24 protein-coding genes and 1 pseudogene are annotated in these 26141 nt (G+C 65.2%); 18 read left to right on the top strand and 7 right to left on the bottom strand.

All coding sequences use genetic code 11. The annotated features are described in order from the left end of the window. Positions 1 to 518: 518 nt before the first annotated feature. Positions 519 to 1763 (bottom strand): glycerophosphodiester phosphodiesterase family protein, encoded by a 1245-nt coding sequence (locus tag ACFFWD_RS09125; RefSeq protein WP_376963918.1) that lies wholly within the window; start codon positions 1761 to 1763, stop codon positions 519 to 521. Between the two features lie 104 nt (positions 1764 to 1867). On the opposite strand from ACFFWD_RS09125, the gene ACFFWD_RS09120 reads away from it, so the two are divergent. Then, positions 1868 to 2185: a hypothetical protein gene (locus ACFFWD_RS09120; protein WP_376963915.1), complete on the top strand. Its 318-nt coding sequence runs from the start codon at positions 1868 to 1870 to the stop codon at positions 2183 to 2185. Positions 2186 to 2303: 118 nt separating this feature from the next. Continuing rightward, positions 2304 to 2606 (top strand): twin-arginine translocation signal domain-containing protein, encoded by a 303-nt coding sequence (locus ACFFWD_RS09115; protein ID WP_376963912.1) that lies wholly within the window; start codon positions 2304 to 2306, stop codon positions 2604 to 2606. Positions 2607 to 2682: 76 nt separating this feature from the next. Here the strand turns inward: ACFFWD_RS09115 and ACFFWD_RS09110 are convergent, their stop codons facing one another. From ACFFWD_RS09110 to ACFFWD_RS09100, 3 genes are all read right to left on the bottom strand, one after another. After that, positions 2683 to 2928 (bottom strand): GCG_CRPN prefix-to-repeats domain-containing protein, encoded by a 246-nt coding sequence (locus tag ACFFWD_RS09110; RefSeq protein WP_376963909.1) that lies wholly within the window; start codon positions 2926 to 2928, stop codon positions 2683 to 2685. Positions 2929 to 3089: 161 nt separating this feature from the next. Beyond that, positions 3090 to 4094, bottom strand: coding sequence for an alpha/beta fold hydrolase (locus tag ACFFWD_RS09105; protein WP_376963906.1), 1005 nt, complete (start codon positions 4092 to 4094; stop codon positions 3090 to 3092). A 132-nt stretch (positions 4095 to 4226) separates the two neighbouring features. Further along, positions 4227 to 4922, bottom strand: a complete 696-nt coding sequence (locus ACFFWD_RS09100; RefSeq protein ID WP_376963903.1) for an ArsR/SmtB family transcription factor — start codon at positions 4920 to 4922, stop codon at positions 4227 to 4229. Positions 4923 to 5119: 197 nt separating this feature from the next. Between ACFFWD_RS09100 and ACFFWD_RS09095 the strand changes: the two genes are divergently transcribed. Genes ACFFWD_RS09095 through ACFFWD_RS09085 form a run of 3 tightly spaced genes read left to right on the top strand, consistent with a single transcriptional unit; the run spans position 5120 to position 6680 of the window. After that, positions 5120 to 5428, top strand: a complete 309-nt coding sequence (locus tag ACFFWD_RS09095) for an NIPSNAP family protein (protein ID WP_376963900.1) — start codon at positions 5120 to 5122, stop codon at positions 5426 to 5428. A gap of 31 nt (positions 5429 to 5459) precedes the next feature. Then, a complete protein-coding gene (locus ACFFWD_RS09090; RefSeq protein WP_376963897.1) occupies positions 5460 to 5810 on the top strand; it encodes an antibiotic biosynthesis monooxygenase family protein in 351 nt (116 codons plus the stop codon). A 57-nt stretch (positions 5811 to 5867) separates the two neighbouring features. Beyond that, positions 5868 to 6680 (top strand): isocitrate lyase/PEP mutase family protein, encoded by an 813-nt coding sequence (locus tag ACFFWD_RS09085; RefSeq protein WP_376963894.1) that lies wholly within the window; start codon positions 5868 to 5870, stop codon positions 6678 to 6680. A 59-nt stretch (positions 6681 to 6739) separates the two neighbouring features. Here ACFFWD_RS09085 and ACFFWD_RS09080 read toward each other — a convergent pair whose 3' ends face one another. Continuing rightward, positions 6740 to 7165: a hypothetical protein gene (locus tag ACFFWD_RS09080; RefSeq protein ID WP_376963891.1), complete on the bottom strand. Its 426-nt coding sequence runs from the start codon at positions 7163 to 7165 to the stop codon at positions 6740 to 6742. A 144-nt stretch (positions 7166 to 7309) separates the two neighbouring features. On the opposite strand from ACFFWD_RS09080, the gene ACFFWD_RS09075 reads away from it, so the two are divergent. Further along, complete coding sequence (locus ACFFWD_RS09075; RefSeq protein WP_376963888.1) at positions 7310 to 7951, top strand: trimeric intracellular cation channel family protein; 642 nt, start codon at positions 7310 to 7312, stop codon at positions 7949 to 7951. 165 nt (positions 7952 to 8116) lie between these two features. Here the strand turns inward: ACFFWD_RS09075 and ACFFWD_RS09070 are convergent, their stop codons facing one another. Further along, the gene (locus tag ACFFWD_RS09070) at positions 8117 to 9346 is read right to left on the bottom strand and encodes a cytochrome c (RefSeq protein ID WP_376963885.1); all 1230 of its coding nucleotides are present in this window, start codon (positions 9344 to 9346) and stop codon (positions 8117 to 8119) included. A gap of 235 nt (positions 9347 to 9581) precedes the next feature. On the opposite strand from ACFFWD_RS09070, the gene ACFFWD_RS09065 reads away from it, so the two are divergent. The 7 genes from ACFFWD_RS09065 to ACFFWD_RS09035 all read left to right on the top strand — a co-directional run bounded on the left by ACFFWD_RS09065 (position 9582) and on the right by ACFFWD_RS09035 (position 18758). Beyond that, on the top strand, positions 9582 to 13073 hold the full coding sequence (locus ACFFWD_RS09065) for an indolepyruvate ferredoxin oxidoreductase family protein (protein ID WP_376963882.1): 3492 nt from the start codon (positions 9582 to 9584) through the stop codon (positions 13071 to 13073). Between the two features lie 191 nt (positions 13074 to 13264). Next, positions 13265 to 14422 (top strand): thiolase family protein, encoded by a 1158-nt coding sequence (locus tag ACFFWD_RS09060; protein WP_376963879.1) that lies wholly within the window; start codon positions 13265 to 13267, stop codon positions 14420 to 14422. Further along, on the top strand, positions 14422 to 14811 hold the full coding sequence (locus ACFFWD_RS09055) for a Zn-ribbon domain-containing OB-fold protein (protein ID WP_376963876.1): 390 nt from the start codon (positions 14422 to 14424) through the stop codon (positions 14809 to 14811). The genes ACFFWD_RS09060 and ACFFWD_RS09055 overlap by 1 nt, the downstream gene beginning before the upstream one ends. Before the next feature lie 206 nt (positions 14812 to 15017). Then, a complete protein-coding gene (locus ACFFWD_RS09050) occupies positions 15018 to 15878 on the top strand; it encodes a MaoC family dehydratase (protein WP_376963873.1) in 861 nt (286 codons plus the stop codon). Positions 15879 to 16031: 153 nt separating this feature from the next. Continuing rightward, positions 16032 to 16910, top strand: coding sequence for an SDR family oxidoreductase (locus ACFFWD_RS09045; RefSeq protein ID WP_376963870.1), 879 nt, complete (start codon positions 16032 to 16034; stop codon positions 16908 to 16910). A gap of 66 nt (positions 16911 to 16976) precedes the next feature. Further along, positions 16977 to 17930: a dihydrodipicolinate synthase family protein gene (locus tag ACFFWD_RS09040; RefSeq protein ID WP_376963867.1), complete on the top strand. Its 954-nt coding sequence runs from the start codon at positions 16977 to 16979 to the stop codon at positions 17928 to 17930. A gap of 6 nt (positions 17931 to 17936) precedes the next feature. Beyond that, positions 17937 to 18758, top strand: coding sequence for an NUDIX hydrolase (locus ACFFWD_RS09035; RefSeq protein ID WP_376963864.1), 822 nt, complete (start codon positions 17937 to 17939; stop codon positions 18756 to 18758). Here the strand turns inward: ACFFWD_RS09035 and ACFFWD_RS09030 are convergent. Beyond that, positions 18755 to 19213, bottom strand: coding sequence for a nuclear transport factor 2 family protein (locus tag ACFFWD_RS09030; RefSeq protein WP_376963861.1), 459 nt, complete (start codon positions 19211 to 19213; stop codon positions 18755 to 18757). The genes ACFFWD_RS09035 and ACFFWD_RS09030 overlap by 4 nt on opposite strands. A gap of 44 nt (positions 19214 to 19257) precedes the next feature. On the opposite strand from ACFFWD_RS09030, the gene ACFFWD_RS09025 reads away from it, so the two are divergent. From ACFFWD_RS09025 to ACFFWD_RS09005, 5 genes and pseudogenes are all read left to right on the top strand, one after another. Next, positions 19258 to 20085: a helix-turn-helix domain-containing protein gene (locus ACFFWD_RS09025; RefSeq protein ID WP_376963858.1), complete on the top strand. Its 828-nt coding sequence runs from the start codon at positions 19258 to 19260 to the stop codon at positions 20083 to 20085. Between the two features lie 72 nt (positions 20086 to 20157). Beyond that, positions 20158 to 21084: an alpha/beta hydrolase gene (locus ACFFWD_RS09020; RefSeq protein ID WP_376963855.1), complete on the top strand. Its 927-nt coding sequence runs from the start codon at positions 20158 to 20160 to the stop codon at positions 21082 to 21084. Beyond that, positions 21081 to 21998: pseudogene (locus ACFFWD_RS09015) on the top strand (DMT family transporter). The gene ACFFWD_RS09020 and the pseudogene ACFFWD_RS09015 overlap by 4 nt, the downstream one beginning before the upstream one ends. A 263-nt stretch (positions 21999 to 22261) precedes the next feature. Next, positions 22262 to 24943 (top strand): PAS domain S-box protein, encoded by a 2682-nt coding sequence (locus ACFFWD_RS09010; protein ID WP_376963852.1) that lies wholly within the window; start codon positions 22262 to 22264, stop codon positions 24941 to 24943. A gap of 144 nt (positions 24944 to 25087) precedes the next feature. Beyond that, entirely contained in the window at positions 25088 to 25987 is a 900-nt protein-coding gene (locus ACFFWD_RS09005; protein ID WP_376963849.1) for an SMP-30/gluconolactonase/LRE family protein, read from the top strand. Positions 25988 to 26141: the final 154 nt, after the last annotated feature.

The following is a 26141-nucleotide window of genomic DNA, read 5'->3' as shown; positions in this document are numbered from 1 at the left end:
GTTTCCGGTTTCACCTGTGGTCCTACCCCTGTGCTTTTTGTTGCACAGGGCCCATGGGTGTAATCGGCACCCGGCTTTCCCTGCGCCCTCTGCTGATTGAGAGGGCGGAACGAGACGCAAGACTCGGACGGTTCACGTCGCGGGAACGCGGACGCGTATCCTCATCGCTGTTTGACAATTGAATCAGGCTAATACCGTCATCCCCGCGCAACGGCTTCGCCGTTGTCGCTGGAGGAGCGCGCTATTGCGCGCGTCTCGAAGGATGCACGGCCACCAGCCGGGCCGCGCGTCCTTCGAGGCTCGTTCTGCTCGTACCTCCAGCGACAAAGGCGGAGCCTTTGCGCGGGGACGACGGGACCGATGGCAGTGCCAAGCCGTCATTGCGAGCCAACGGGTCGCGCGAATGCGCGCCCGATGACAGGCTCCACGAAGCAATCCATGCTTCAGCGTATGCGGGACGATGGATTGCTTCGTCCGATTCGCTCCTCGCAATGACGGTCGCGAACGACGCTGCTCCCTCACTTCATCCCCACGCAATTCGCATAAAACGTCGTCGTCGCCGGCCAGTCCGAAAACATGCCGCGGACGCCGACCTGTTTGGCGAGCACGTCCAGCACGGTCAGCGTATCGCCGTCGCGGTCGATCGCCGCCTTGACGGACTTGTGGTAGAAGCCGCCGCCTTTGTTGAGCGGGCCGTCGCGCTCCAGCGACCAGCCGATCAGATCGAGGCCGGCGGCCTTTGCGGCCTTGGCGTAGGCCGAGGGGACGATCTCGCCCTTGTCGTTCAGCGCCAGCATCGCGTAGATCGGCGGTCCGAGGATGGCGACGCCTGCGGCCTTAAGCTCTTCCATCGAGGGCTTCCATGTCTCGGGCTTGTTGGGATCGAGACCTTGCTTTTCGTAGCGCTCCTCGAGATAGACCGCCTGTTTTGCAAATTCCGGCTCGGTCTTCGCCCAATAGATGATATCGGCGAGATTGAAGCTCTGCGCGAACACGTCGGCGGGCGGAATGCCCGCGGCCTTGTAGGCGGCGATCATCTGGGTGGCGTATCTCTCCTGCGTGTAGTCGCCGTCGAACGGCATCGGCACTTCCGGCGCCTTCAATTCCGGCGTGAACTTGGCGCCCAGGCTCTTGATCAGCGCGATGCTCTCGTCATGGGTCATCACCGTGCCCGAGTTGGCGTAGAGGTCGGTGCGCCAGCGCGGCGTGCCGTTCTGGAATTCCTCCGGCGTCTTCGCATCCGGATTGAAGCCGTCCATCTTCGCGGTGAGCCGCTTGAACTCGGCGAGCGTGATGTCGGATGTGCAGCATTTGGCCGACGCCTTACGGCCGCTCGCGGGATCGGCCGGGCTGAACGGCTGCGTGCACTTCGCGGCGAGTTCCGGCACCGCCAGGATGTTGGTCGTGGCGTGCAGGTCGCATTGCGAGTGGCGGCAGACCAGCTGGCGGTCTTTGGTGAACGTGACGTCACACTCGATCACGCCGGCGCCCATGCGCGCAGCCGCCAAATAGGCTTCCCGGCTGTGTTCGGGAAATTGCAGCGCGGCGCCGCGGTGGCCGATCGAGAAGTCGGTCTTGTGGAACGGGCCGGTGCACTGGCTCAGCGTGCGCTTCAGCGGTCCGTCCTTCATCTTGTCGACGAGATAGAACGGCCGTGGCCCGATCTGGGCTTCGCGCGGCAGCACGATGTCGTCGGCTGTGGCCGGCACTGCGCCGAGCATGAGGACAATGGCGAGGAGGGCGGCGCGGCGGCTGAGAAGCATGGGTGATACCCTGATCGAGGCGTTGTCGGATGCGGATATATCATGGAGCATGTGACGGTGGCGTGAGCCTAACTCGCCCTGCAAAAATACCCTGGAGGAAGCCGATGCCTGCAGCCTATTTCGTCGTCCGCGCCACCGTCGCCGACGCGGCAAAGCGCGCCGCGTTCGATGCCTGGTACTCGCGCGAGCACCTGCCTGACGCGATGAAATCGTTCGGTGCGCAGCGCGCGTGGCGGTGCTGGAGCCTGAGTGATCCGTCGCTGCACCAGGCAACCTATCAATTCGCCGACCAGGCGGCGCTCGAGCGGGCGGTGAACAGCGATCACATGAAGCGGCTGGTCGCCGACTTCAACCGCGACTGGCCCGACGTGACGCGGACGCGGGACCTTCTGCTGCTTGCGGAGGAGGCGATGGCGACATGAGCTTGCTCACGATCGGCTGATGGCGTGGAACCTGAACGCGGGGTTCAGCGGGCGTTCATGTCACCGCGACGAGACTTGCGCTTCATCCGTCACAACCTGAGCAAGGGAGGAGCTTGTCATGGAGCGTCGGGATTTCCTCAAGATCGCCTTCGGTGGTGCCGCTTGTGCCGCGGCTTTCGCGGCGAGCGCCCAGGCCGCGCCGCTCGCACCGCATCCCCTCAATGAAGACGCGCGGCAGCCGGCGGCGGAGAATGCCCATCCTGCCGTGACGTCGGGCGACGAGGTCGACCGCCTCAAGCCCGAGCAGGTGCGTTGGCATCGCCACTGGGGTTGGCGCCGCAGGCATTGGGGCTGGCGCCATCGCCATTGGGGCTGGCGTCGCCGTCATTGGCGCCGGCACTGGCGCCGCCGTTACTGGTGAGCGGCGCGCCCCATTCCGGGCCAAATGAAAAACCCCGCGCCAGGCGCGGGGTTCTGTTTGGTCAACGGGCTTGCGATCAGATCGGGCGGCAGCGGCCATAGGCCCAGACGAAGCCATAGGGGCAGACGCGCGGGCGCGGCGCCACGACAACGGGCCGTTCGACGACAACCGGACCGGGGACGACGACGACACCGCGGTTCCTGACGCAGCCGCCGTAGGGGCCGCGATGCCAGCCCGGGCCGCATCCGCCCGCGGCTTCCGCTGCACTGAGGCCGGCGAACGCGGTCGTCACCAAAACTGCTGCTGCAAAAAGATACTTCATGTCATCTCCCTTGATCTCGGCCGCTGGTCGCGGCGCTGCAACACACTTTTCGCTCAACGATTCGCCCGGCGGGATCATCGCAAAACCCGCGCGCCCAGTGTCGCCGACCATAACGGCGTCGGCTGAATGCGACATGAACATGCTGTGTCGAGATGCTCGCGTCATTGCGCCGCAAGGAAGCTCAGCAACATTTCGTCATACTTCGCCGGCGCTTCGAGAAACACCAGATGTCCGGTGCTGGGGATCACCTCGGCGCGGCCATTCGGCATCTTCGCCGCCAGCGCTTTGGCGAGGTCGGCGTTCTGGCCCAGCTTCGGCCGCAGCGCTTCCGGCGCGTTCGGCCGGCCCGGCGCGTTGTGATCGTCGGCGCCCATGATAAACAATGTCGGCTGGGTGATGAGCGGGATCTCGTGCACGACGGGCTCGCGATAGATCAGCTGCGCGGACGCCACGAAGGCGCGCAGCCAGCGCGGATATTCGGCGCTGCCCTTGATGTTGAAGCGCGCGTCGATGAACGGCGTCACCTGGTCTGCCGGCAGCTTCAGCGCATAGTTGGTCTCGAGCTGCTTGCGATAACCGTCCGCGGTGAGCTTGTCCTCGGTCTCGAGGATTTTCTCGGTCGGCGTCGGCGGCACGTAGAGCCGGTAATCCTCGAGCCCGATCGGCGCGGTCAGCACCAGATGATTGACCCGATCCGGATAAGCGCGGGCGATGCGGACGCCGAGCATGCTGCCGAGCGAATGCGCAACGATGTCGGCCTTCGCGATACGCAGGTGATCGAGCAGCGCCATCGTGTTGCGCGCGAGGTTGTCGAAATGCAGGTCGCCCTGCGGCTTGGAGGATTTGCCGAAGCCGATCTGGTCCGGCACCACAACACGATAGCCGGCGCCGGTCAGCGTCCTGATCACGGGCGCCCAGTAGCTCGAGGGAAAGTTGCGGCCGTGCAGCAGCACCACGGTGCGGCCGTTCGGCTGCGCGGGCGCCACGTCCATATAGGCCATCCGCAGCTGCTCGCCGTCATTGACGAGTGGCAGCATCTGGACCGGATAGGGATAGGCAAAGCCTTCGAGCCCGATGCCATAGGGCTCGCGCTCGGCGGCGGAGGCTGGCAGCACGGGCAAAGCGAGCAGGGCGCCGAACAGCGCGGTCGAGATAAGACGGTTCATGGAAGCTCCGAACAGAGTTTTCCGTCATGGCCGGGCTTGACCCGGCCATCCACGTCTTTGCCTGCCAAGAGACCGAAAGACGTAGATGCCCGGCACAAGGCCGGGCATGACGAACACGGCGACGTTCGGCCGTTATTCGCCCGCCCCGAACAGCGCTGCAAACCGCTTTTCGCCGTTTCGCGAAAAATTGACCACGCGGCTGCCCGGCGTCGCGTCGCGTGCGGCCCATTTCAGCTCGGTGAAGCGCGCCATCATGGCCGCGCCGAGCGTGCCGGCGAGATGATGCCGCCGCTCGCTCCAGTCGAGGCAGGCCTTGCACACCGGGCGGCGCGGATGCGCCAGCGTCGCCGCATCGATCTGCAGCGCATCGGCCATGAAGCGCTTGCCTTCGCCGGTCAGCTCCATCGCCTGCTTGGTCTGGCGGATCAGCTTCTGCCGCTTCATGCTGTCGAGCATCTGCACGCCGAGGTCGCCGGCGAGATGGTCGTAGCAGATGCGCGCCCGCCGCAGCGCCGGATCCTTCGGCCCGGTGCGCACCCGCATGTGGCCGGCGCGGGCGGCGAGCCCCGCGAGCCCTTCCAGCACGCCCGCAACGTCCGGGCCGGTGAGGCGGTAGTAGCGGTGGCGGCCCTGCTTCTCTGGCTCGATCAGCCCGCCGGCCTCAAGCTTCGACAGATGCGAGCTCGCGGTCTGCGGCGTGATGCCGGCCTCCTGCGCCAGCTCGCTCGCGGTCAGCGCGCGGCCGGTCATCAGCGCCGTCAGCATGTTGGCGCGGGCGGGGTCGCCGACCAGGGCGGCGACCATGGAGATGTCGGGTCCGGCTTTCATAGTTCGATGATAGACGAAGCATCGACGTCGAGCAAGCGGCTACGATTGCCCCAGATCGTCATTGCGAGGAACGAAGTGACGAAGCAATCCATTCATCCAGTCGTGGAGAGATGGATTGCTTCGCTGAGCCTGTCATCGGGCGCGCATTCGCGCGACCCGTTGGCTCACAATGACGCCAAAACACCGGAGCCACACCAATGACCATCACCGTCTTCATCCGCTACCAGCTCGATCCGTTCAAGCGCGCGATGTTCGAGGAATATTCGAAGAACTGGCTCTCGATCATCCCGAAATGCGGCGGCGATCTGATCGGCTACTGGATGCCGCATGAGGGCACCAACAACATCGCCTACGCGTTGATCTCGTTCGAAAGCCTCGCCGCCTACGAGGCCTATCGCGCGCGGTTGCGCGCTGACAAGGAGGGCATGGCGAACTTCAACTTCGCCGAAGAAAACAAGTTCATCCTGGCGGAGGAGCGGACATTTCTGCGCAAGGTTGCGTTATAGTGGCTTCGCAACAGCATTCCGGGAGATGCCCATGATCGCCGTGATCTTCGAAGTCTGGCCCAAGCCGGAGCACCGGCAGCAATATTTCGACCTGGCCGCCGAGCTCAAGCCGATCCTGGAGACAATCGACGGCTTCATCTCGGTGGAACGCTTCGAGAGCCTCACCGAGAAAGGCAAGTTCGTGTCGCTCTCGTTCTTCCGTGACGAGGCCGCGGTTGACGCCTGGCGCAATACAATTGAGCACCGGCGCACACAGGCCAAGGGGCGCGCCCGAATCTTCGAGAATTACCGGTTGCGCGTCGCCAGCGTGATGAGGGACTACGGCTTGAACGAGCGTGCCGAGGCGCCGAAAGACAGCCGCGCGGTTCACGAAGCGCACTAGCGCACAATAGCGCGCATCCCTATCTCTGCGCGGCCAACCAACCTCAGGGAGAGACCAATGCCGCTGACAGCTGCTGACAAACGCACGACCTTCAAGAAGATGCACGAAAGCGGATGCTTCATCCTGCCGAATCCGTTCGATGTCGGCGGTGCCCGTGCGCTGCAGCAGCTCGGCTTCGAGGCGGTGGCCTCGACCAGCGCAGGTTTTGCCTGGAGCATCGGCAAGCCCGACAACCGCGTCACCGTCGATGACGTCTGCGACCACCTGACCGCGCTCAGCGCTGCGGTGGATATTCCGGTCAACGCCGATTTCGAGGGCGGCTTTGCCGTCGAGCCCGACAAGGTCGCGGCGAATGTCGCACGTGGCGTCAAGACCGGAGTCGCCGGGCTCTCGATTGAGGATTCCACGGGAGACGCGGCCAAGCCGCTGTTCGACTTCAAACTCGCGGTCGAGCGTATCAAGGCGGCGCGCAAAGCGATCGATGCCGACAACAGTGGTGTCGTGCTCACCGGCCGCTGCGAGGCGTTTCTGTGGGGCCAGCCCGACCTCAACCTGGTGATCGAGCGGCTGCAGGCCTATTCCGAGGCGGGTGCTGATTGCCTCTATGCGCCCGGTATCAAGACCAACGAGGAGATATCCGCGGTCGTGAAAGCGGTGGCGCCGAAGCCGGTGAATCTCTTGCTCATCGCCCCCAGCCGATCGCTGCGAGAGGTCGCTGACCTCGGGGTACGCCGAATCAGCGTCGGCGCCTCGCTGGCACGGATGGCCTGGGCCGGCTTCATGAAAGCCGCGCAGGAGATGGCCGAGAAGGGCACCTTCACCGAAATGGCCAATGTCTATCCCGGTCAGCTCAACAAGATGTTCAAGTAGACGGCGACAAAAGAGCAGCGGGCCCACTGGGCCCGCTGCTGAGGGATTCTCGGCCGCGGTTACTTCGCATTGTCGGCTGGCGGGGCCGCCGGCTTCATGTCTGATTTGTTGATGTCCGCCGACGGGGCCGCCGGACGAGCCGGCGCTGCACCTGTGGTCGTGCCGGGCGCGGTGTTGCCGCGCGGCGTCACGTCACGCATGCCCGGAGGCGCCCCGGCCGGGTTGGCCGGCTGGCTCTGCGCGGTTTGCGAGGACGGCGTCGTGCCGGCCTGGTTCACCGAGGTGTTGTTCAGCCCGTAGAACAGCGCGCCCAGCACCACGGCCACGGCGACTGCAAACATCGCGAACTTGGTGCCGCTGGTTCGGCCCTCGGCCAGTTCGGGGTCGGCCCGCAGCTCGTTATCCAGGCTGTTGAGGCGCGCCTGACGGCGGATTTCCTCATCGGTCAGGTTGGCGCGATACGGATCGTCAGGGTTGTATGCCATTCAAAGTTCCTCCGTTAGCACCCCAAGACTAAACGCCGAGGACAATGGCTGGCGCGCGCGGATGTTCCGCGTCAATCTTGCAACCCGTTCATGATGGAACCGCTGATTCCCGGTTCCCGATCCAGGTTCCACGGGGCTCCCGCGATGTGGTCGATGCCACCAACTGATTCGGTGTTGCACGTGCTGACCTTCATTGCGGTCACCGCGCAGGCGATGTCGGCAGCGCTCGCCGCGGGCAAGCGCAGCATGGACTGGGCCGGCGTCTGCATGCTCGCATCGATCACGGCGCTTGGCGGCGGCACCATCCGCGACGTGCTGCTTGGGCATTATCCACTGCTCTGGGTGGCGCACCCGATCTACCTCGCGATTACGATGGCCGCGGCCTTCGTCACCATCCTGCTGGCGCGGCTGGTGCATCGCCTCAACCTTGCGTTCCTTGTGCTCGATGCGATCGGGCTCGTCGTGTTCACGATGGCCGGCTGTGACGTCGCCTGGCAGGTCGACGCCTCGCTGCCGATCGTGATCGTCGCGGGCATGATCACCGGCTGCGCCGGCGGCGTGCTGCGCGACATCCTCTGCAACGAGGTGCCGTTGCTGTTCCGCAGCGAGCTCTACGCCAGCGTCTCCGTCGTCACCGGGCTGTTCTATGCGACCGCGTTCGGGCTGAACCTCAACGACCAGGTCTGGACCTTGCTCACCTTCGGGCTCGGCCTGACGTTCCGCCTGCTGGCGATCCGCTACAAATGGGAGATGCCGAAATTCGTGTTCGACGGCGAGGAGCGGTGAGCGGTCGCTCCCGGATACGGTTTGGTGCGCCACACCAAAGGACCTCATCCTGAGGAGCGCGCCTGCGCGCGTCTCGAAGGATGGCCGCGTGAGAGAGTGGCGCATGGTTCGAGACGGCGCTGGCGCGCCTCCTCACCATGAGGGTCTTGCAACGCCGGCTCGCTGCTACCTCCGCCGCGCCCTCGCGACCTCGTCCGCCGTCACCGCCGGCGCGGCGTTGCCCCAGGAATTGCGCATATAGGTCGCGACGTCGGCGATCTCCTGGTCGGTCAGCTTGGGATAGGACGGCATCGAACCGGCGTTCGGCGCGCGCGGCGTGGTCAGGCTCTGCGCGCCGTCGAGGATGATGCGCAGCGTGCTCGCGGGGTTGGCCGATTGCAAATTGGCGTTGCCCGGCAGCGGCGGATAGATTCGCGGCGCGCCCGAGCCGTCGAGCTCGTGGCAGGCGATGCAGGCGCCGCGATAGATGCGTTCGCCATTCTTCATCTGCGCAGGCGAGGGCGGGGTGACCTCCGGCTCCGAGGCGCCCGCGGGCAGGGCCTTGAGGTAGACCGCGATCGCGCGGACGTCGGCGTCGCTCATCTTCGAGGTCGAATTGACCACCACCTCCGACATCAGCGGACCGGCATGGCTATGCGCGTTGCGGCCGCTCTGCAGATATTCGACGACGTCGTCGACGCTCCAGGACTTCAGCCCACTGCGAGGCGCCGCATCCAGCCGCGGCGCGAACATGCCCTGGACCATGCTGCCGCCAAATGCCTGGTCGCGCCGGTCGGCGCCAAAGGCGTTCTTCGGCGTATGGCAGGCGCCGCAATGCGCGAGCCCTTCGACAAGATAGCCGCCGCGATTCCATTCCGGGCTTCTGCCCTGGTCCGGCCGGAAGATGCCGGGCGTGAAGAACAGGTAGTTCCAGGCGCCCATCACGACGCGATAGTTCAGCGGCCAGCGCAGCTCCGGCGGCGGCACCTTGTTGCTGACCGGCGCAAGCGTGGCGAGATAGGCGCGGATCGCCAGGATGTCGTCGCGGATCAGCCTGGTGAAATTGGGGTAGGGGAAGGCCGGATAGTAATGCGCGCCCGACGGCGACATGCCGTAGCGGAGCGCGCGGAGGAAATCATCGTCGCTCCAGTCGCCGATCGCGGTCTCGCGGTCGGGCGTCAGGTTCGGCGAAGTGATCGCGCCGAACGGCGTGTCGATGCGCTTGCCGCCGGCAAAGGGTTTTGCGGCATCCGCGGTGTGGCAGCTTGCACAATCGCCGGCAATCGTGAGCGCCTTGCCGCGGGCGATCACGTCCTCGGACGCGGCCGCGCATTCGCCGGACGCGAACGCACTGCACAAACAGTAGAATAAGAGAGTGGCCAGAATCGCCCGCGTTGCCCCAAGCCGCCCCTGCATCGTCCACCTTTCGGTCCGTAAGACGCGTTACGCCATTTCGCCGCAGGCCTTCCCAGCGACAGAAACCGAAACAGCCCTGCAATATTCCCGGCACGATATTGCGATTTTTGAGCCCCGGGCTTTATCGCCCAGAATTGTGCTGCGCGCAGCGAAAAATCCGACATAGACTGGTTCTAACAAGCTCAGATGACCAGCTAAAAAAGTGTCGTCGCGACCACGGTGCAAAGAGGGCTAAATGGGCATCAACCAAGGTCCTATCAGTCTCGACCAGAAATATACCCAAGACACCGGCCATGTCTTCCTGACCGGCATCCAGGCCTTGGTCCGCCTGCCGATGGCTCAGATTAGGCGAGACCGCGCCGCAGGCCTCAACACCGCCGGCTTCATCTCGGGCTACCGCGGTTCCCCGCTCGGTGGTTACGACCAGCAATTGTTTGCCGCCCGCAAGCATCTCGAGCAGTACAACGTCAAATTCCAGCCCGGCGTGAACGAGGACCTCGCGGCCACCGCGATCTGGGGCTCGCAGCAGCTCGCGCTGTCGCCCGGTGCCAAATATGATGGCGTAGTCGGCATCTGGTACGGCAAGGGCCCCGGCGTCGATCGCTGCGGCGACGTGTTCCGCCACGGCAACGCGGCCGGTTCGGCCAAACACGGCGGCGTACTTTGCCTTGCCGGTGACGACCATGGCGCGAAATCCTCCACCGTCCCGCATCAGTCCGACCACGCCTTCATCTCCGCGCTGATGCCCTACCTCTATCCCTCCAGCATCCATGAAATGATCGAGATGGGCCTTCTGGGTATCGCGATGTCGCGTTACTCGGGCTGCTGGGTCGGCATGAAGGTGATCACCGAGACGGTCGAGACCACGGCCGAGATCGATCTCACCGACGAGATGACGCCGTTCGTGATCCCGACCGATTTCGAGCTGCCGCCTGATGGCCTCAACATCCGTTGGCCCGACGACCGCTTCGACCAGGACCGCAGGCTGCAGGACTACAAGGGTTTTGCCGCGATCGCCTTTGCCCGCGCCAACAAGGTCAATCGCGTCACGATGGACTCGCCGAACGCACGATACGGCATCATGGCCTCGGGCAAGAGCTACGAGGACATCCGACAGGCGCTGCGCGAGCTCGGCATTACGCCTGAGATCGCCGCCAAGATCGGCATCCGCCTCTACAAGATCGGCATGCCCTGGCCGCTGGAGCCGGAAGGCGTGCGCAATTTCGCTGTCGGCCTCGAGGAGATCTTCATCGTCGAGGAACGCCGCGAGATCGTCGAGAACCAGGTCAAGCAGGAGCTGTTCAACTGGCGCGACGACGTGCGCCCGCGCATCGTCGGCAAGATGGACGATCACGACAAGCGCTTCCTCACCTTCGCCGCCGAGCTGAGCGTCGCCTCGCTCGCCAGCTCGCTCACCGAACGTCTCCTTCGACTTAACCTCAACCCCGAAATTGCCGAGATGCTGCGCGCCAAGGCCGACTGGTTCAACGGTCGCCAGTCGACGCAGATGCAGGCGGTCGCGCCGGTGACGCGCACGCCGTATTTCTGCTCCGGCTGCCCGCACAACACCTCGACCAAGGTGCCGGAAGGCAGCCGCGCGCTGGCCGGCATCGGCTGCCACTTCATGGCGCTGTGGATGAACCGCTCGACCGAGACCTTCACCCATATGGGCGGCGAGGGTGTGCCGTGGGTCGGCATCGCGCCCTTCACCAACGAGAACCACATCTTCGCCAATCTCGGCGACGGCACCTATTTCCACTCCGGCATTCTCGCGATCCGCCAGGCGATCGCGTCGAAAACTAACATCACTTACAAGATCCTCTACAACGACGCGGTTGCCATGACGGGCGGCCAGCAGCATGACGGCGATCTGTCGCCGCAGAAAATCACCTTCCAGCTGCACGCCGAGGGCATTCGCGAGATCTATCTCGTCTCTGAGAACCCGGACGCCTATCCGGCCGACACCATCGCGCCGGGCGTCAAGCTCTACCATCGCGACGAGCTCGAAAACGTCATGAAGATGTGCCGCGAGTACAAGGGCACCTCGTCGATCGTGTTCGTGCAGACTTGCGCCGCCGAAAAGCGCCGCCGCCGCAAGCGCGGCCTGATGGAGGATCCGCAGCGCCGCGTGCTGATCAATCCAGCGGTCTGCGAAGGCTGCGGCGACTGCTCCGTGCAGTCGAACTGCATCTCGGTCGAGCCGCTGGAGACCGAGCTCGGGCGCAAGCGCACCATCAACCAGTCGACCTGCAACAAGGACTATTCCTGCGTGAAGGGCTTTTGCCCGTCCTTCGTCACGGTCGACGGCGGCAAGCTGCGCCGCCGTGCGCCGTCCGATCTCGGCAGCATCGGCGATCTGCCGGAGCCGGCATCGAAGCCGCCGCTCGACCGGCCCTACAACATCGCGGTCGGCGGCGTCGGCGGCACCGGTGTGCTGACGATCGGCGCGCTGCTCGGCATGGCCGCGCATATCGAGGGCAAGGCCTCGATGATCCTCGACATGTCCGGCCTCGCGCAGAAGGGTGGGGCGGTGCTGAGCCACGTCCGGCTCTCCGAAAACACCGCCGACGTGACCTGCTCGCGGATCGTCACCGGCACGGCGGATCTCGTGCTCGCCGCCGACGAAGTGGTGGCGGCGTCCAAGGACACCGTCACGCTCTGCGACGCGAACCGCACCGTCGGCATCATCAACAGCCACGTGATCCCGACCGCGGATTTCATCCTCAACCGCGACTTCAATTTCCAGAGCCGCAAGGTCAACAGCGTGCTGGAGACCGAGCTGCGCAAGGACTCCGCGTTCTACGATTTCACCAAGCCGGCCGAAGCACTGCTCGGCGACAGCATCGCCACCAACATCATGATGCTGGGTTTTGCCTATCAGCGCGGCCTGCTGCCGCTGTCTGCCGAGGCGATCGAGAAGGCGATCGAGGTCAACGGCGTCTCGATCAAGATGAACACGCAGGCGTTCGATCTCGGGCGGCTCGCCGCCGCCGACCCGGCGCGTCTGGCCGCGATGATGAAGGACCAGGACGACGTCGTGCCGCCGAAGATGCTGGATGCGATGTCGCTCGACGAGATCATCATCCATCGCATGGGCTTGCTGACCGACTACCAGAGCTCGCGGCTGGCCAAACGCTACCGCAAGGTGGTCGATCAGGTCCGCGAAGCCGCGACCAAGGGCGGCTACGACGAGGCGCTGCCGCGGGCGGTTGCGATCAACTACGCAAAACTGCTCGCCTACAAGGACGAGTACGAGGTGGCGCGGCTCTTCACCGACGGCAAGTTCGAGAAGCAGCTTCGGGACCAGTTCGAGGGCGACTTCAAGTTCTCCTTCAATCTCGCGCCGCCGATCCTCGGCGGCGGTCTCGACGCCCAGGGCCGGCCGAAGAAGCGTGCCTTCGGCCCATGGATGATGTCGGTGTTCAAGGTGCTGGCGAAGTTCCGTGTGCTGCGCGGCACGCCGCTCGACATCTTCGGCTACAACGCCGACCGCAAGCTCGAGCGCGATCTGATTGCAGGCTACGAGAAGGATGTCGCAACCGTGCTCAGCCTGTTGTCGCCGCTCAATCACGACATCGCGGTCGAACTGCTGTCGCTGCCGGATCGTATCCGTGGCTACGGCCCGGTGAAGGACAAAGCGATCAAGGAGGCAAAGGTTCGCTACGCGCAACTCGCTGCCGACCTCGCCAATCCGCCGCCGGCGCCGCGGCAGATGGCGGCGGAGTAATATGCTTTGTAGGGTGGGCATGCTTCGCTTTGCCCACCCTACAATTCAGCATCACTGACCCAATACGATTTTCACCTATAATCATATCAGGTCGGGTGTATCGCCTGACGGAATATTTCCGCGCTTGCCAAGGTCGCGCCGGCAGTTCAGAAAAACGCTGGAGAGTTTAAGAAACGCCAGCGGAGAACGATTTGACCATCAAGGGCAAGGCCTACATTGCCGGGATCTACGAGCATCCCACCCGGCACGCACCCGATAAATCCACCGCACAGCTCCACGCCGAAGTCGCCAAGGGCGCGATGGAGGATGCCGGGCTGACCAAGGACGATATCGATGGCTATTTCCTCGCCGGCGACGCGCCGGGCGGACTGTGGCCGATGGTCGACTATCTCGGTCTCAACACCAAGAAGCTGCGCCATGTCGATTCCACCGAGACGGGCGGCTGTTCCTACCTGATCCATCTCGGCCACGCGGCCGAAGCGATCGCCGCCGGCAAATGCTCGGTCGCGCTGGTCACGCTCGCCGGCAAGCCGCGCACCGGTCCGATGCCGCCGCGCGCCGCCGGCGCCGAGGCCGATTTCGAATCCGCCTACGGGGCTACCACACACAATGCCTACGGCATGTGTGCCATGCGCCATATGCACGACTACGGCACCACCTCCGAGCAGCTCGCCTGGATCAAGGTCGCAGCTTCGCATCACGCGCAATACAATCCGCATGCGATGCTGAAGGAGGTCGTCACCGTCGAGGACGTCGTGAACTCGCCGATGATCTCCGATCCTTTGCATCGCATGGACTGCTGCGTCGTCACCGACGGCGGCGGCGCGATGATCGTGACCACGCCCGAGATCGCCAAGAGCCTGAAGAAGCCGCTGGTGCGCCTGATCGGTCATGGCGAGGCGATGAAGGGCCCGCGCGGCGGCAAGGATCTCGATCTGACGCATTCCGCCGGCGTCTGGTCCGGCCCGCGCGCCTTCGAGGAAGCGGGCGTGACGCCGAAGGACATCAAATACGCCTCGATCTACGACAGCTTCACCATCACCGTGCTGATGCAGCTCGAAGACCTCGGCTTCTGCAAGAAGGGCGAGGGCGGCAAGTTCGTCGCCGACGGCAATCTGATCTCGGGCGTCGGCAAGCTGCCGTTCAACACCGACGGCGGCGGGCTGTGCAGCAACCATCCCGTCAACCGCGGCGGCATGACCAAGATCCTCGAGGCCGTCCGCCAGCTGCGCGGCGAAGCGCATCCAAAGGTGCAGGTGCAGAACTGCGATCTCGCGATCGCACATGGCACCGGCGGTCTGCTCGGCGTTCGCCACGCCGCCTCAACCTGCATTCTGGAGCGTGCGTGATGTCTGAAGCGAAGAAGTACAATGCCCCGGTGACCAATCCGGAAACCGCGCCGTTCTGGGAAGCGGCGAAGCAGGGCAAGTTCATGATCAAGCGCTGCACCGCCTGCGGCGAGCCGCACTACTTCCCGCGCGCGATCTGCCCGTTCTGCTTCTCCGACAAGACGGTGTGGGAGGAGGCGAGCGGCGAGGCGACGGTCTATACCTACAGCCTGATGCGCAAATCGCCGACTGGCCCGTATGCGATCGCCTATGTGACGCTGAAGGAAGGCCCGTCGCTGCAGACCAACATCGTCGATTGCGACCTCGACAAGGTCAAGATCGGCCAGAAGGTGAAGGTGGTGTGGAAGCCGACCGACGGCGCGCCGCTGCCGTTCTTCACGCCGGCTTAAAGTTCACCCTCTCCCCCTGTGGGAGAGGGTGCCTTCGCTGCAAGCGAAGGCGGGTGAGGGGTCTCTCTCCACGCAAACAGTCTTTCTGCGGCGCGAACCCCTCACTGAAGCGAGTTTGTGGAGGGCGCCGGTGTTGCCCTCTCCCACAGGGGGAGAGGGCGCATCAACTGGCACCGCGAAGAAACGAAATTCGGGAGAAAACAACAATGCCGATCGTGTACGAACAGTTGATGGCCCTGAAGAATCTCGGCCAGAAATACAGCTACACCGACCGCGAGGTGATGCTCTATGCCTATGGCATCGGCCTCGGCGCCGATCCGATGGACGAGAAGGAACTCGCCTTCGTCAACGAGGGCACGCTGACGCCGCGTCCGCTCAAGGTGGTGCCGACGTTTGCGTCGGTCGCAGCCTGGGGCGCGGGCCCCGGCGAGATGAACCTCAACCGCGTGATGGTGGTCGACGGCGAGCGCGACATCACCTTCCACAAGCCGTTTTCGACCGCAGCCCACATCACCGCCGACTCGACCGTGCTCGACGTCTTCGACAAGGGCAAGGACAAGGGCGCGGTGATCCGCCACCAGACCGTGCTGAAGGACGAGAAGGGCGAGAAGCTTGCGACGCTCGTCGCCTCGCGCTTCGCCCGCGGCGACGGCGGCTTCGGCGGACCGTCGGAAGGCCAGCCCGAACCGCACAAGGTGCCGGAGCGCGCGCCCGACAAGGTCGTCGACATCACGACGCGGCCCGACCAGGCCCTGATCTACCGGCTCTGCGGCGACCGCAATCCGCTGCACTCCGATCCGGAATTCGCCAAGAAGGCCGGCTTCCCGCGGCCGATTCTGCACGGCATGTGCACCTACGGCATCACCTGCCGCGGCGTGCTGCAGACCTATGCCGACTACGATCCGTCCGCCTTCAAGCAGCACGTGGCGCGGTTCTCCTCGCCGGTCTTTCCGGGCGAGACCGTGACCATGGATCTGTGGAAGGACGGCAACGTGGTGTCGTTCGAGGCCAAGGTGAAGTCGCGCGGCGTCACCGTGATCAAGAGCGGCAAGACGGTGCTGGCCTGATGGTGGCGCAAGCCGTGCACTGACTTGTTTCGTCATGCCCGGCCTTGTACCGGGCATCCACGTCTTCCCCGCCGTTGATGAAGAAGACGTGGATGGCCGGGACAAGCCCGGCCATGACGCAGGGAAAACGAAGAACAAAACGGAGAAACGACCATGCGATTACTCGACGGCAAGGTGGCCATCATCACGGGCGCCGGCGGCGGGCTCGGTGAAGCCTACGCAAAACTGTTCGCGCGCGAGGGCGCGGCGGTTGTTGTCAACGACCTCGGCGGCCCGCGCGACGGTTCGGGCTCGGACAAGTCGATGGCGGACAAGGTGGTCGACGCGATCAAGGCCGAGGGCGGCCGCGCAGTCGCCAACGGCGCCGACATCTCGACCATGGCCGGCGGCCAGTCGGTGTTCGATGACGCCATCAAGAATTTCGGCCGCGCCGACATCCTCGTCAACAATGCCGGCATCCTCTTGGACGAGACCTTCCACAAGGCCCAGGAAGCGAACTGGGACAAGGTCATGAAGGTGCATCTGAAGGGCACCTTCTGCTGCACCCAGCCGGTGTTCAAATGGATGCGCGACAATGGCGGCGGCGTCATCGTCAACACGTCCTCCACCTCGGGGCTGATCGGCAATTTCGGACAGACCAATTACGGCGCGGCCAAGGGCGGCATCTGGGGCCTCTCCAACGTGCTCGCGATCGAGGGCCGCAAGTACAACATCCGGATCTGGACGCTGGCGCCCGGCGCCTTGACCCGCATGACCGCAGACCTGCCTCGCTACAAGGAGAACCCTGGCGCGGCGTTGGGCCCGGACGGCATCGCGCCGGCCGTGCTATACATGGTCAGCGATTTGTCGGGCGACCAGACCGGCAAGGTCCTCGGGGTCTCCGGCCCGCGCGGCGTCCGCGAGATGCGGATGATGGAAATGGAAGGCTGGAAGCCGCCATTCACGGGCTGGAAGGCCGAGGACATCGTCACCCACGCCAAGGAGATCTTCTTCTCCGAGGAGCAGATCAAGATGGGCGCGCGGCGGTTCTGACCCCATGCTATAGGGGCCGGGGCGGCGCCGGATGGCCCGCCCCGGATACCCAACGAGGACCCCAAAATGAAGCTCACCGCCCAGGCCGCCGGAACCTTTGCGATCGCGCCGACGCCGTTCCATGACGACGGCCGCATCGACGAGAAATCCATCGACCGGCTGACCGATTTCTACACCGAAGTCGGCTGCGACGGCGTCACGGTGCTGGGCATCCTCGGCGAGGCGCCGAAGCTCGACGCCGCCGAGGCCGAGCAGGTCGCGCTGCGCTTCGTCAAACGTGCCAAGAAGCTGCAGGTCATCGTCGGCGTCTCGGCGCCGGGCTTCGCGACGATGCGGTCGCTGGCGAAAGCCTCGATGGATGCGGGCGCCGCCGGCGTCATGATCGCGCCGCCGCCCAATCTGCGCACCGACGACCAGATCACCACCTATTTCAAGCAGGCGCAGGAAGCGATCGGCGACGATATTCCCTGGGTGCTGCAGGACTATCCGCTGACGCTCACCGTCGTGTTCACGCCTGCCGTGATCCGCAAGATCGTGATGGATTCGCCGTCCTGCGTGATGCTCAAGCATGAGGATTGGCCGGGGCTGGAGAAGATCTCCACCTTGCGCAACTTCCAGAAGGACGGTTCGCTGCGGCCGCTGTCGATCCTGGTCGGCAATGGCGCGCTGTTCCTCGATTTCGAGATGGAGCGCGGCGCCGACGGCGCGATGACCGGCTACGCCTTCCCGGAACTGCTAATCGACGTCGTCAATCTCTCGAAGGCGGGCAAGCGCGACGCGGCGCACGACCTGTTCGACGCGCATCTGCCGCTGATCCGCTACGAGCAGCAGCCGGGCGTCGGCCTCACGGTCCGCAAATACGTGCTGCAGAAGCGCGGCATCATTTCGTCGAGCACGCAGCGCAAGCCTGGCGCGGTCGTCACGTCGCAGGCGCGGGCGGAAGTCGACTACCTCCTGTCACGTGTGGCGCGGGTCGACCGCCGCGCCAATCTGCAACCCCAATCCGGCGCAGCAGGCTAAATCACCATGGCTGACATCGTCGTACCGCGTCCGGCATCCACCATCCTGCTGCTGCGCGACAGCAAGGCAGCGAAGGTCGACGGCAAGAGCCGCGACGAGGTCGAGGTCTTCATGATGGTTCGCCATTATGAGATCGACTTCAATTCGGGGGCGCTGGTGTTCCCAGGCGGCAGCGTCGACAAGGGCGACAAGGAGATCATCGCCAATCCCGCGCTGTATTCCGGCGGCGCGGGGCTCGACGAGACGGCGCTGAGCTTCCGCATCGCGGCGATCCGCGAGACGTTCGAGGAGAGCGGCATCCTGCTGGCGCGGCCGAAGGGCGCGAAGGAGCTGGTCGACGCCAAAAGGGCAAGCGAGATCGAAGCCGCGCATCGAACCGCGCTGAACGACGGCAAGATCAGCTTCCTGAAGGTGCTCACCGACAACGGCATGGTGCTCGCGCTCGACGAACTCGTGCCCTATGCGCACTGGATCACGCCCGAGGGCATGCCGAAGCGCTTCGACACCTGGTTCTTCCTCGCCGCCGCGCCGCCCGATCAACTCGGCGCCCATGACGGCAAGGAATCCACCGACTCGATCTGGGTGTCGCCGCGCGAGGCGCTGGAAGGCGGCGAGACCGGCCGTTTCAAGCTGCCGTTCCCGACCACGCGCAACCTGATCAAGCTCGGCAAGCAGAACAGCGTGCAGGCTGCGCTCGCCGACAGCCGCGGCAAACAGATCGTCACCGTCACGCCTGTCATGACGAAGACCGCCACCGGCCGCCAGCTCCGCATCCCGATCGAAGCCGGCTATGATGGCGACGTGTTCGACGTCGGCGCGCTGGGTTAGCGCGCGGCCTCGCCGGGTGGGTCGAACGGCCCGCCCGCCGCAAGAATCCCATCGATCAGCGTCTGTTGCTGGTCGTAGACCCAGCAGTGCCACAACAATCCGTCGCGGACCGGATAGATCAGCAGCCGCTCGACTTCGACGGTGCCGCCGCCGCGTTCGAACATCTCGCGGACCAGCAATCCGCCGCGTTCAGCGCCCACCATCATGTCGACGATGCGCACGAGCTTGCGGTTCGTATGCCGTGTGACTTCCGCCAGGATGGACAGCGCGGCCGCCTTGCCGGGATGCACGCCGGCGAGCGGATTGTTGCCGAAATAGTGCAACGTGAAATCGTCATGATAGCAGGCGACCAGGCCTTGCCGGTCGCCATCGACCCACGCCTTCGCATAGCGCGAGATGGCGCGACGGATCGCCTCGCTATCCGGTGAAGCCTCGCACAAATCCTTGCCTGTCATATTGGTGCTCCGCAGAATGCGGGAGTTGCGATAGACTGTCCGAGATGGCGACGCTTTCAGAAACTGGCTGCGCGATGGCATCGCAGGCGAAATTGATCGGGTGGGGCGCGCGCGTGCTTTACCTCGGGCCGGCCTTCGGCCTGACGCCGCATCGCAACGCCACGGCGGTGCTGGCGATCGGGCTCGACCATTCGTTTGACGTGGCCGATGATCCCGAGCGGGAAGACGGGGTGTTTCGCTCTGCGCGGAGCGTGCTGATTCCACCGAACACCCTGCATCACCTCCGCATCTCCCGCGGCAGAATGGCATTCCTGTATCTTGATCCGCTGAGCCGCGATCTTGCCGCGATCACCTCCCGCATGCGCGAGACCACGCCGCGCGCCGCGTTCGGCCTCGCCGGTGAGGGCGCTGCGATCGGGATTTTGCGGGACCTCGCCGACGGCCATCTCGCGCCAGGCGACGCGCGGCAGGGCCTCGATGCCTTGCTCGGCATCGGGGTGTCGGCAAAGGCCGATCGCCGCATCGCGGCGGCGTTGCAGCGGATGCGCGATGAGCCGTTCAGATCGCACTCGCTGACGCAGCTCGGAACTGTCGCAGGCCTCTCGCCGTCGCGCTTCCTGCATCTCTTCAAGGCCGAGACCGGCGTGCCGTTGCGGCGCTACCGGCTGTGGAGCCGGATGGGCGCTGCGGTGAACGCGGTCAGGCAGGGCATGTCGCTGACGGAGGCGGCCCACGCCGCCGGTTTTGCGAGCTCGGCGCATTTCTCCGGCACGTTCCGCGACATGTTCGGCATGATGCCGTCCGAGTTCCTGCGGCGGCTCGAGCCGCACGCTGCGCCGCTCAGCCACACTTCGGTGAGTACCGAAGTATAGTCGCTGGCGACTCGCTATAACCGCGTCAACGACCTCGCGCGGGCGAAGCTGCCCGGCGCAACGGAGATTGACGTGGCAGACTCTCTGGAAAGACAGCTGAAGCTCGCCGGCGGCAACAATGCCGTGCTGCTGCGCCGATGGCCGGGTGCGGGCGATCCCGTGCTCTATGTGCACGGCGCGACATTTCCTTCGGCGCTGTCGGTCGGCTATCGGCTCAGCGGGCGCTCATGGGCGGACGATCTCAACGCGCGCGGCTTCGACGTTTGGGGCTTCGATTTCATCGGCTTCGGCGGCTCGACGCGGCCGCAGCAGATGGCAGCGCCCGCCGCCGGCGTCGCGCCGCTCGGCCGTGCCGCGGAGGCCGCGGCCCAGATCGGAGCGGTCGTCGACCACATCCGCCGCGAGCGCGCCGGCGTGCGGCCCCATATCGTCGCGCATTCATGGGGCACGATCGCTGCCGGTCTGTTTGCCGGCAATCATCCGGGCGCCGTCGGCCGCCTGGTGCTGTTCGGGCCTATCGTTCGGCGGCTGGTCGAGGGGCTGCCGGCCGCCGACCGGATCGGTGCGTGGCGGACGGTTTCGATCGCCGATCAGTTGACGCGCTTTGTCGAGGACGTGCCGCCGTCGCACCCGCCGGTGCTGATCGAGCCCGATCTCGCCGAATGGGGGCCGGCCTACCTGTCAACCGACGCGGATGCGTTCCGGCAGACGCCGCCGGCGGTCAGGATTCCGAACGGGCCGCAGGCCGACATCATCGCAGCCTGGTCCGGCCAGCTTGCCTATGATCCGGGCCGTGTCTTGGCGCCGGCGCTGATCGTCCACGGCGCCTGGGACAGCCTGTGCCGCGATGACGACGCGGCATGGCTGACACATGCGCTGGGAACAGCGGAGAAAGCCGATGTTGTCGTGCCGAGCGCGACCCATCTCATGCATCTCGAACATGGGCGGGAGGGCCTGTTTGCGGCAACGGCCGACTGGCTTGCAAGGAGCCCGTCATGACGGGCACGGCCACCGGCGATCTGCGACAGCCCAACATCGCCGTCGAACTCACGCAGCTGCTTGCGCTCGCCACGCTCTGGGGCGGGTCCTACACCTTCATCAAGCTTGGCGTCGCGACCATCCCGCCGATCACGCTGATCGCCGGGCGCACCGCGATTGCGGGCCTCCTGCTGCTCGTGATCATGGGCTTTCGCCGCGTGACGATGCCGACGGATGCCGCGACATGGCGCCGCTTCGTCTTCCAGGCCTGCCTCAACAGCGTGATCCCCTGGACCATGATCGCCTGGGGGAGCGCATGGTCGATGCCGGGCTGACCACGATCCTCAATTCGGCGTCACCGATCTTCACCTTTCTTTTCACGGCCGCGATCACCCGCCATGAGGTGGCGAGCCCAAGGAAGCTGTTCGGGGGTCGCCGGCATGGCCGGCATCTGCCTGATCGTCGGCGTCGACGCGTTCCGCGACCTTGGAACAGGCATCCCCGCCGAGATCGCGATCGTGGCCGCCACAATCTGCTATGCCTGCGCTGCGATCTTCAGTCGCGGCTTCAAGGATCTCGATCCGATGGCGCCGGCGGCGGGCTCGTTGATCGCGGGGGCCGCGATCCTCATTCCGGTAAGCCTGGCCGTCGAGCGGCCCTGGACGCTGGCGCCCTCGACGAGCTCGCTGCTGGGGCTGCTGGCCCTTGCCGTGTTCTCGACCGCGATCGCCTTCGTGATCTACTTCCGCCTGATCCAGACGCTGGGCTCGGTCGGCACCACGGCGCAGGCTTACCTGCGCGTCCCGATCGGCGTCGCGCTCAGCGTGGTTTTCCTCGGCGAGCGGTTGAGCCCGACGGCATGGATCGGGCTCGCCTGCGTCGTAATCGGCGTTGCCGCGATGACGATCCCGGCGCGGAAGGTCGCGACCGCCTGAGCCGGTCGGCCCCGGCGCAGGGTCCGGACGACGGCCGCCGGCGGGATAGGCGCCCCGCGCGGCGCGCACGAATTTGACCATCCGCGCAATCGGTCGGCATCGGTCGGATCCGCGTCCTGGATTGGCTCAGAAAGCGCGGCGCGCGTGACGCGGATCACCCCCGGACCGGCCCGACCGGGCGGCTTTCCCATGATCGTGAGCTTGTTCCCCTCAGACCGAAATATCCCGTATATTATGGCCGATGAGACCCCGGCCTCAATGACATGACCCCCGAACTGCTGCCGAATTCACAACCGCCGCGCGCTTTTTCCCTGTCGATCGGCCAGCTCACGTTCGGCAGCTTCCTGCTGGTGCTGGCCGTGATCATCATCACATCCACCGCGAGCGTGGTCGCGATCCGCCACATCGACACCACCTTTGCCGAGCTGCAGCGGCTGCAAAGCGTCGGCGACATCGCCGAGGATATCGACCGGCGCATGAACGAGCTGCGGCTGGCGGCGCGGGACTTCGTCACCGAGCCGGGCAGCCAGTCGGTCCAGGTCGCGGAAGCCGCCCAGTCGCTGAGCGAGATCCTGAAGAAGACCCGCATCAAGCTTGCGCCCGAGCAGCAGGACATGATCGACGGCGTCACGCAGCGGCTTGCGACCTATCGCAGCGGCATCGAGCGCATCTCGACGCTGCTCAGCCGCCGCGCCGAGCTGATCGTCGCACTGCCGCCGTTGCGCGACGCCTTCGACAAGGCGCTCGCCGCGACGCCCGATCTGGAGGTCGCGACGACGCTGTCGCAGACCCAGAGCCGCATCGCGACCGCGCTGCTCGCCCACAATACATCCGCGGCCGAGCAGGCCGCGCAGAGCATGCGGGCGATGACGATCGCCGATCCGGCGCTGCGCACCGCCGTCGACAATTATGCCGAGGCGATCGTCGCGGTCGCGGTGCGGGAAGGGCAGATCGCCGATATCGACAAGGAGGTGCTCGGCGCCGAAGGCCGGCTGATCCAGCGCGTCACCGAGCTGTTGCGCGAGCTCAGCACGCGGCGCGGCCACGTGCTGTCGCGCGATTTCGCGCGCACGCTGACGGAAGCCAAATGGCAGAGCATCGTGCTCGGCTCGGCCGGCGTGCTGATCGGCCTGTTCGCGGCGTTGCTGGTGGTTCGCCGAACCGTGCGTCCGCTTGCCAAGATCGCAGGCGCGATCCGCAAGGTGGCCGGCGGCGAGAAGAGCGCCTTCATCCCGGAGACCAATCTCGACAACGAGATCGGCGACATCGCGCGGGCGGCCGCGGTGTTCCGCCAGACCCTGGTCGACGCCGACGCCGCGCGCGAGGCCGCGGTGCGCGCGCTTGCCGAGCAGCGGCTCGCCGAGGAAAGCTACCGCAAGCTGTTCGAATCCTCCGTCGACGGAATCTATGTGACGACCCCCGGTGGCGCGCTGCTCAACGCCAACTCGGCGCTGGCGCGGATCATGGGCTATGGGGCGCCGCAGGACCTGATCAACGGCATCGGCGACATCGCCTCCACCGTCTACGTCGACCCGGCGGCACGCACCGAGTACCAGAAGCGGATGCAGCGCGACGGCATGGTGCGGGAGTACGAGTACCAGGTGCGCTCGCGCGACGGCACCGTGCTGTGGCTCTCCGACTCGGCCACCGCGGTGCGCAACGACCACGGCGAGGTGATCCGCTACGAGGGCGCGGTCCGCGACATCACTGACCAGAAGCGCGCGGAAGACGCCATCGCCGAGGGCCGGCGTCTGTTGCAGATGGTGATCGACACCGTGCCCGCAGTCATCAACGTCAAGGACCGCGAGCTGCGCTACGTGCTGATGAACCGCTACATGGCCGGCATTTTCGGCATCGAGCCGCAGGATGCCATCGGCCAGACCACCGCCGAGCTGATGTCGCACTACGGCGCAGCGAAGACCGACGAGCACGACAAGCGCGTGCTGTCGGCCCGCCGTGAGCTCGGCTTCTACGAGGAGGAGTACAAGGATTCCGCCGGCAACATGCGGCAATGGCTGGTCAACAAGCTGCCGATCCTCGGTGTCCAGGGCGAGATCGAGAACATCGTCACCGTCGCGCTCGATATCGGCGAGCGCAAGCGCTCCGAGCAAGAAATGCGCAAGGCGAAGGATTCCGCCGAAGCCGCGCTGCGCAACCTGCGCGAGACCCAGAATTCGCTGATCGAGGCGGAGAAGCTCGCCGCCCTCGGCCGCCTGGTGGCGGGCGTCGCCCATGAGGTCAACAACCCCGTCGGCATCAGCCTGACGGTGGCCTCGGCGCTCGAGCGCAAGACTGCGAATTTCGCCAGCCAGGTCGAGCGCGGCGATCTGCGCCGCTCCAGCCTGAACGATTTTCTCGGCACCGCGCGCGATGCGTCGTCGCAGCTTGTCGCCAACCTCAACCGCGCCGCGGAGCTGATCCAGTCGTTCAAGCAGGTTGCCGCCGACCGCAACTATTCGGATCAGCGCACCTTCGATCTCGGCGATCTCACCGAGCAGGTGGTGATGAGCCTGCGGCCGGGCCTGCGCAAGCACAACCTGACGCTCAACATCGATTGCCAGCCCAATCTGGTGATGAATTCCTATCCGGGACCGTATGGCCAGGTGCTGACCAATCTGTTCCTCAATGCGGTCGCGCATGCCTTCCCGGACGGCAAGCCGGGTGAGGTCGACATCCAGGTGCGCGCGTCAGGCAACGACAATGTCGAGGTGATCTTCGCCGACAATGGCTGCGGCATGAGCCTCGATGTGCGAAGGCGCGCCTTCGATCCGTTCTTCACCACAAGGCGCGATCAGGGCGGCACCGGGCTCGGCCTGCACATCGTCTACAGCATCGTCACCACACGCCTCGGCGGACGGCTCAACCTCGATTCCGCGCCGGGCAACGGCACGCGCATCCAGATGGTCCTGCCCCGCGTCGCGCCGCTGGAGCAGGCGGCGGAGTAAGCATCCGAGCGAGACCCCAACGATCGATATTGGATCGGCATCGATCGATGCCGGAACGGAATTGGACCGGTGGTGACAACGTGCCTACCGCTCCGTCAGCCGACCCGTGAATGGTTAGTCGGTGCCAAAAAGGGGAGGAAAGACATGATCTCACGTCGCAATCTGATGGCCAGTATCGGCGCCGGCGTGGCAAGCGCGGCGGCCAGCCGTGCGATGGCGCAGTCGTTTCCGTTCAAGCCCAATCAGCGCTATCCGGATCCGGCGATCGAGATCCTCGACCCGAGCTTTGCGAAATATCGGATCTACAGCAGCACGCTGGAGCAGGTTGCCACCGGCATGCGCTGGGTGGAGGGGCCGATCTACTTCCCCGAAGGCAACTATCTGCTGTTCAGCGATATCCCCAACAACCGCATCATGAAATACAGCGAGAAGGACGGCAGCCTCAGCGTGTTCCGCAGCCCGGCCAATTTCGCCAACGGCAATACGCGCGACCGCCAGGGCCGGCTCGTCACCTGCGAGCATTCGGTGACGCGGCTGATCACCCGCACCGAGAAGAACGGCAAGCTGAAGGCGGTGATCACCGACCTCGTCAATCCCAACGGGCTCGCCTTCTCGCCGGACGAAAGGAAGCTCTACGTCGTCGAGTGGAAGGGCACGCCGAACCGCAGAATCTGGAGCTATGACGTCAATCCCGACGGCACGGTCGGCAACAAGACCAAGCTGATCGATGCGGCCGACCAGGGATCGCTCGACGGTTTTCGCGTCGATCGCGACGGCAACCTCTGGTGCGGTTGGGGAAGCAACGGGGCGTTGCAGTCGGAGCCGACCGACGTCAACGGCCGCAAGGTCTATCAGCTCAAGGGAAGACCTGAGGATCTCGACGGCGTGATGGTGTTCAGCCCGCAGGGCAAGCCGCTCGCCTTCATTCGCCTGCCGGAGCGTTGCGAGAACCTGACCTTCGGCGGCCCCAAGAACAACCGCCTCTACATGGCGGCCTGCCACTCGATCTACGCCCTCTACGTCGAGGCGCACGGCGCGACCTGAGCAGCCTGCGGAGGAGGCGGTGGAGTAGTCGGGCTGCGGGCGCTTGGCATCGCTCGACATCCCGTCATGACGGGTTTGATAGGGTTGCGAAGCGCTAGGTCGTGTGGACTCTAAGGATTCCCTTTTAGGAGCAAATCAGATTCAAGGCTGCTTT

Origin of the sequence: Bradyrhizobium erythrophlei, assembly GCF_042430365.1 — a bacterium.
Lineage (GTDB): Bacteria > Pseudomonadota > Alphaproteobacteria > Rhizobiales > Xanthobacteraceae > Bradyrhizobium > Bradyrhizobium erythrophlei.
This window is presented reverse-complemented; position numbering and strand designations above follow the sequence as displayed.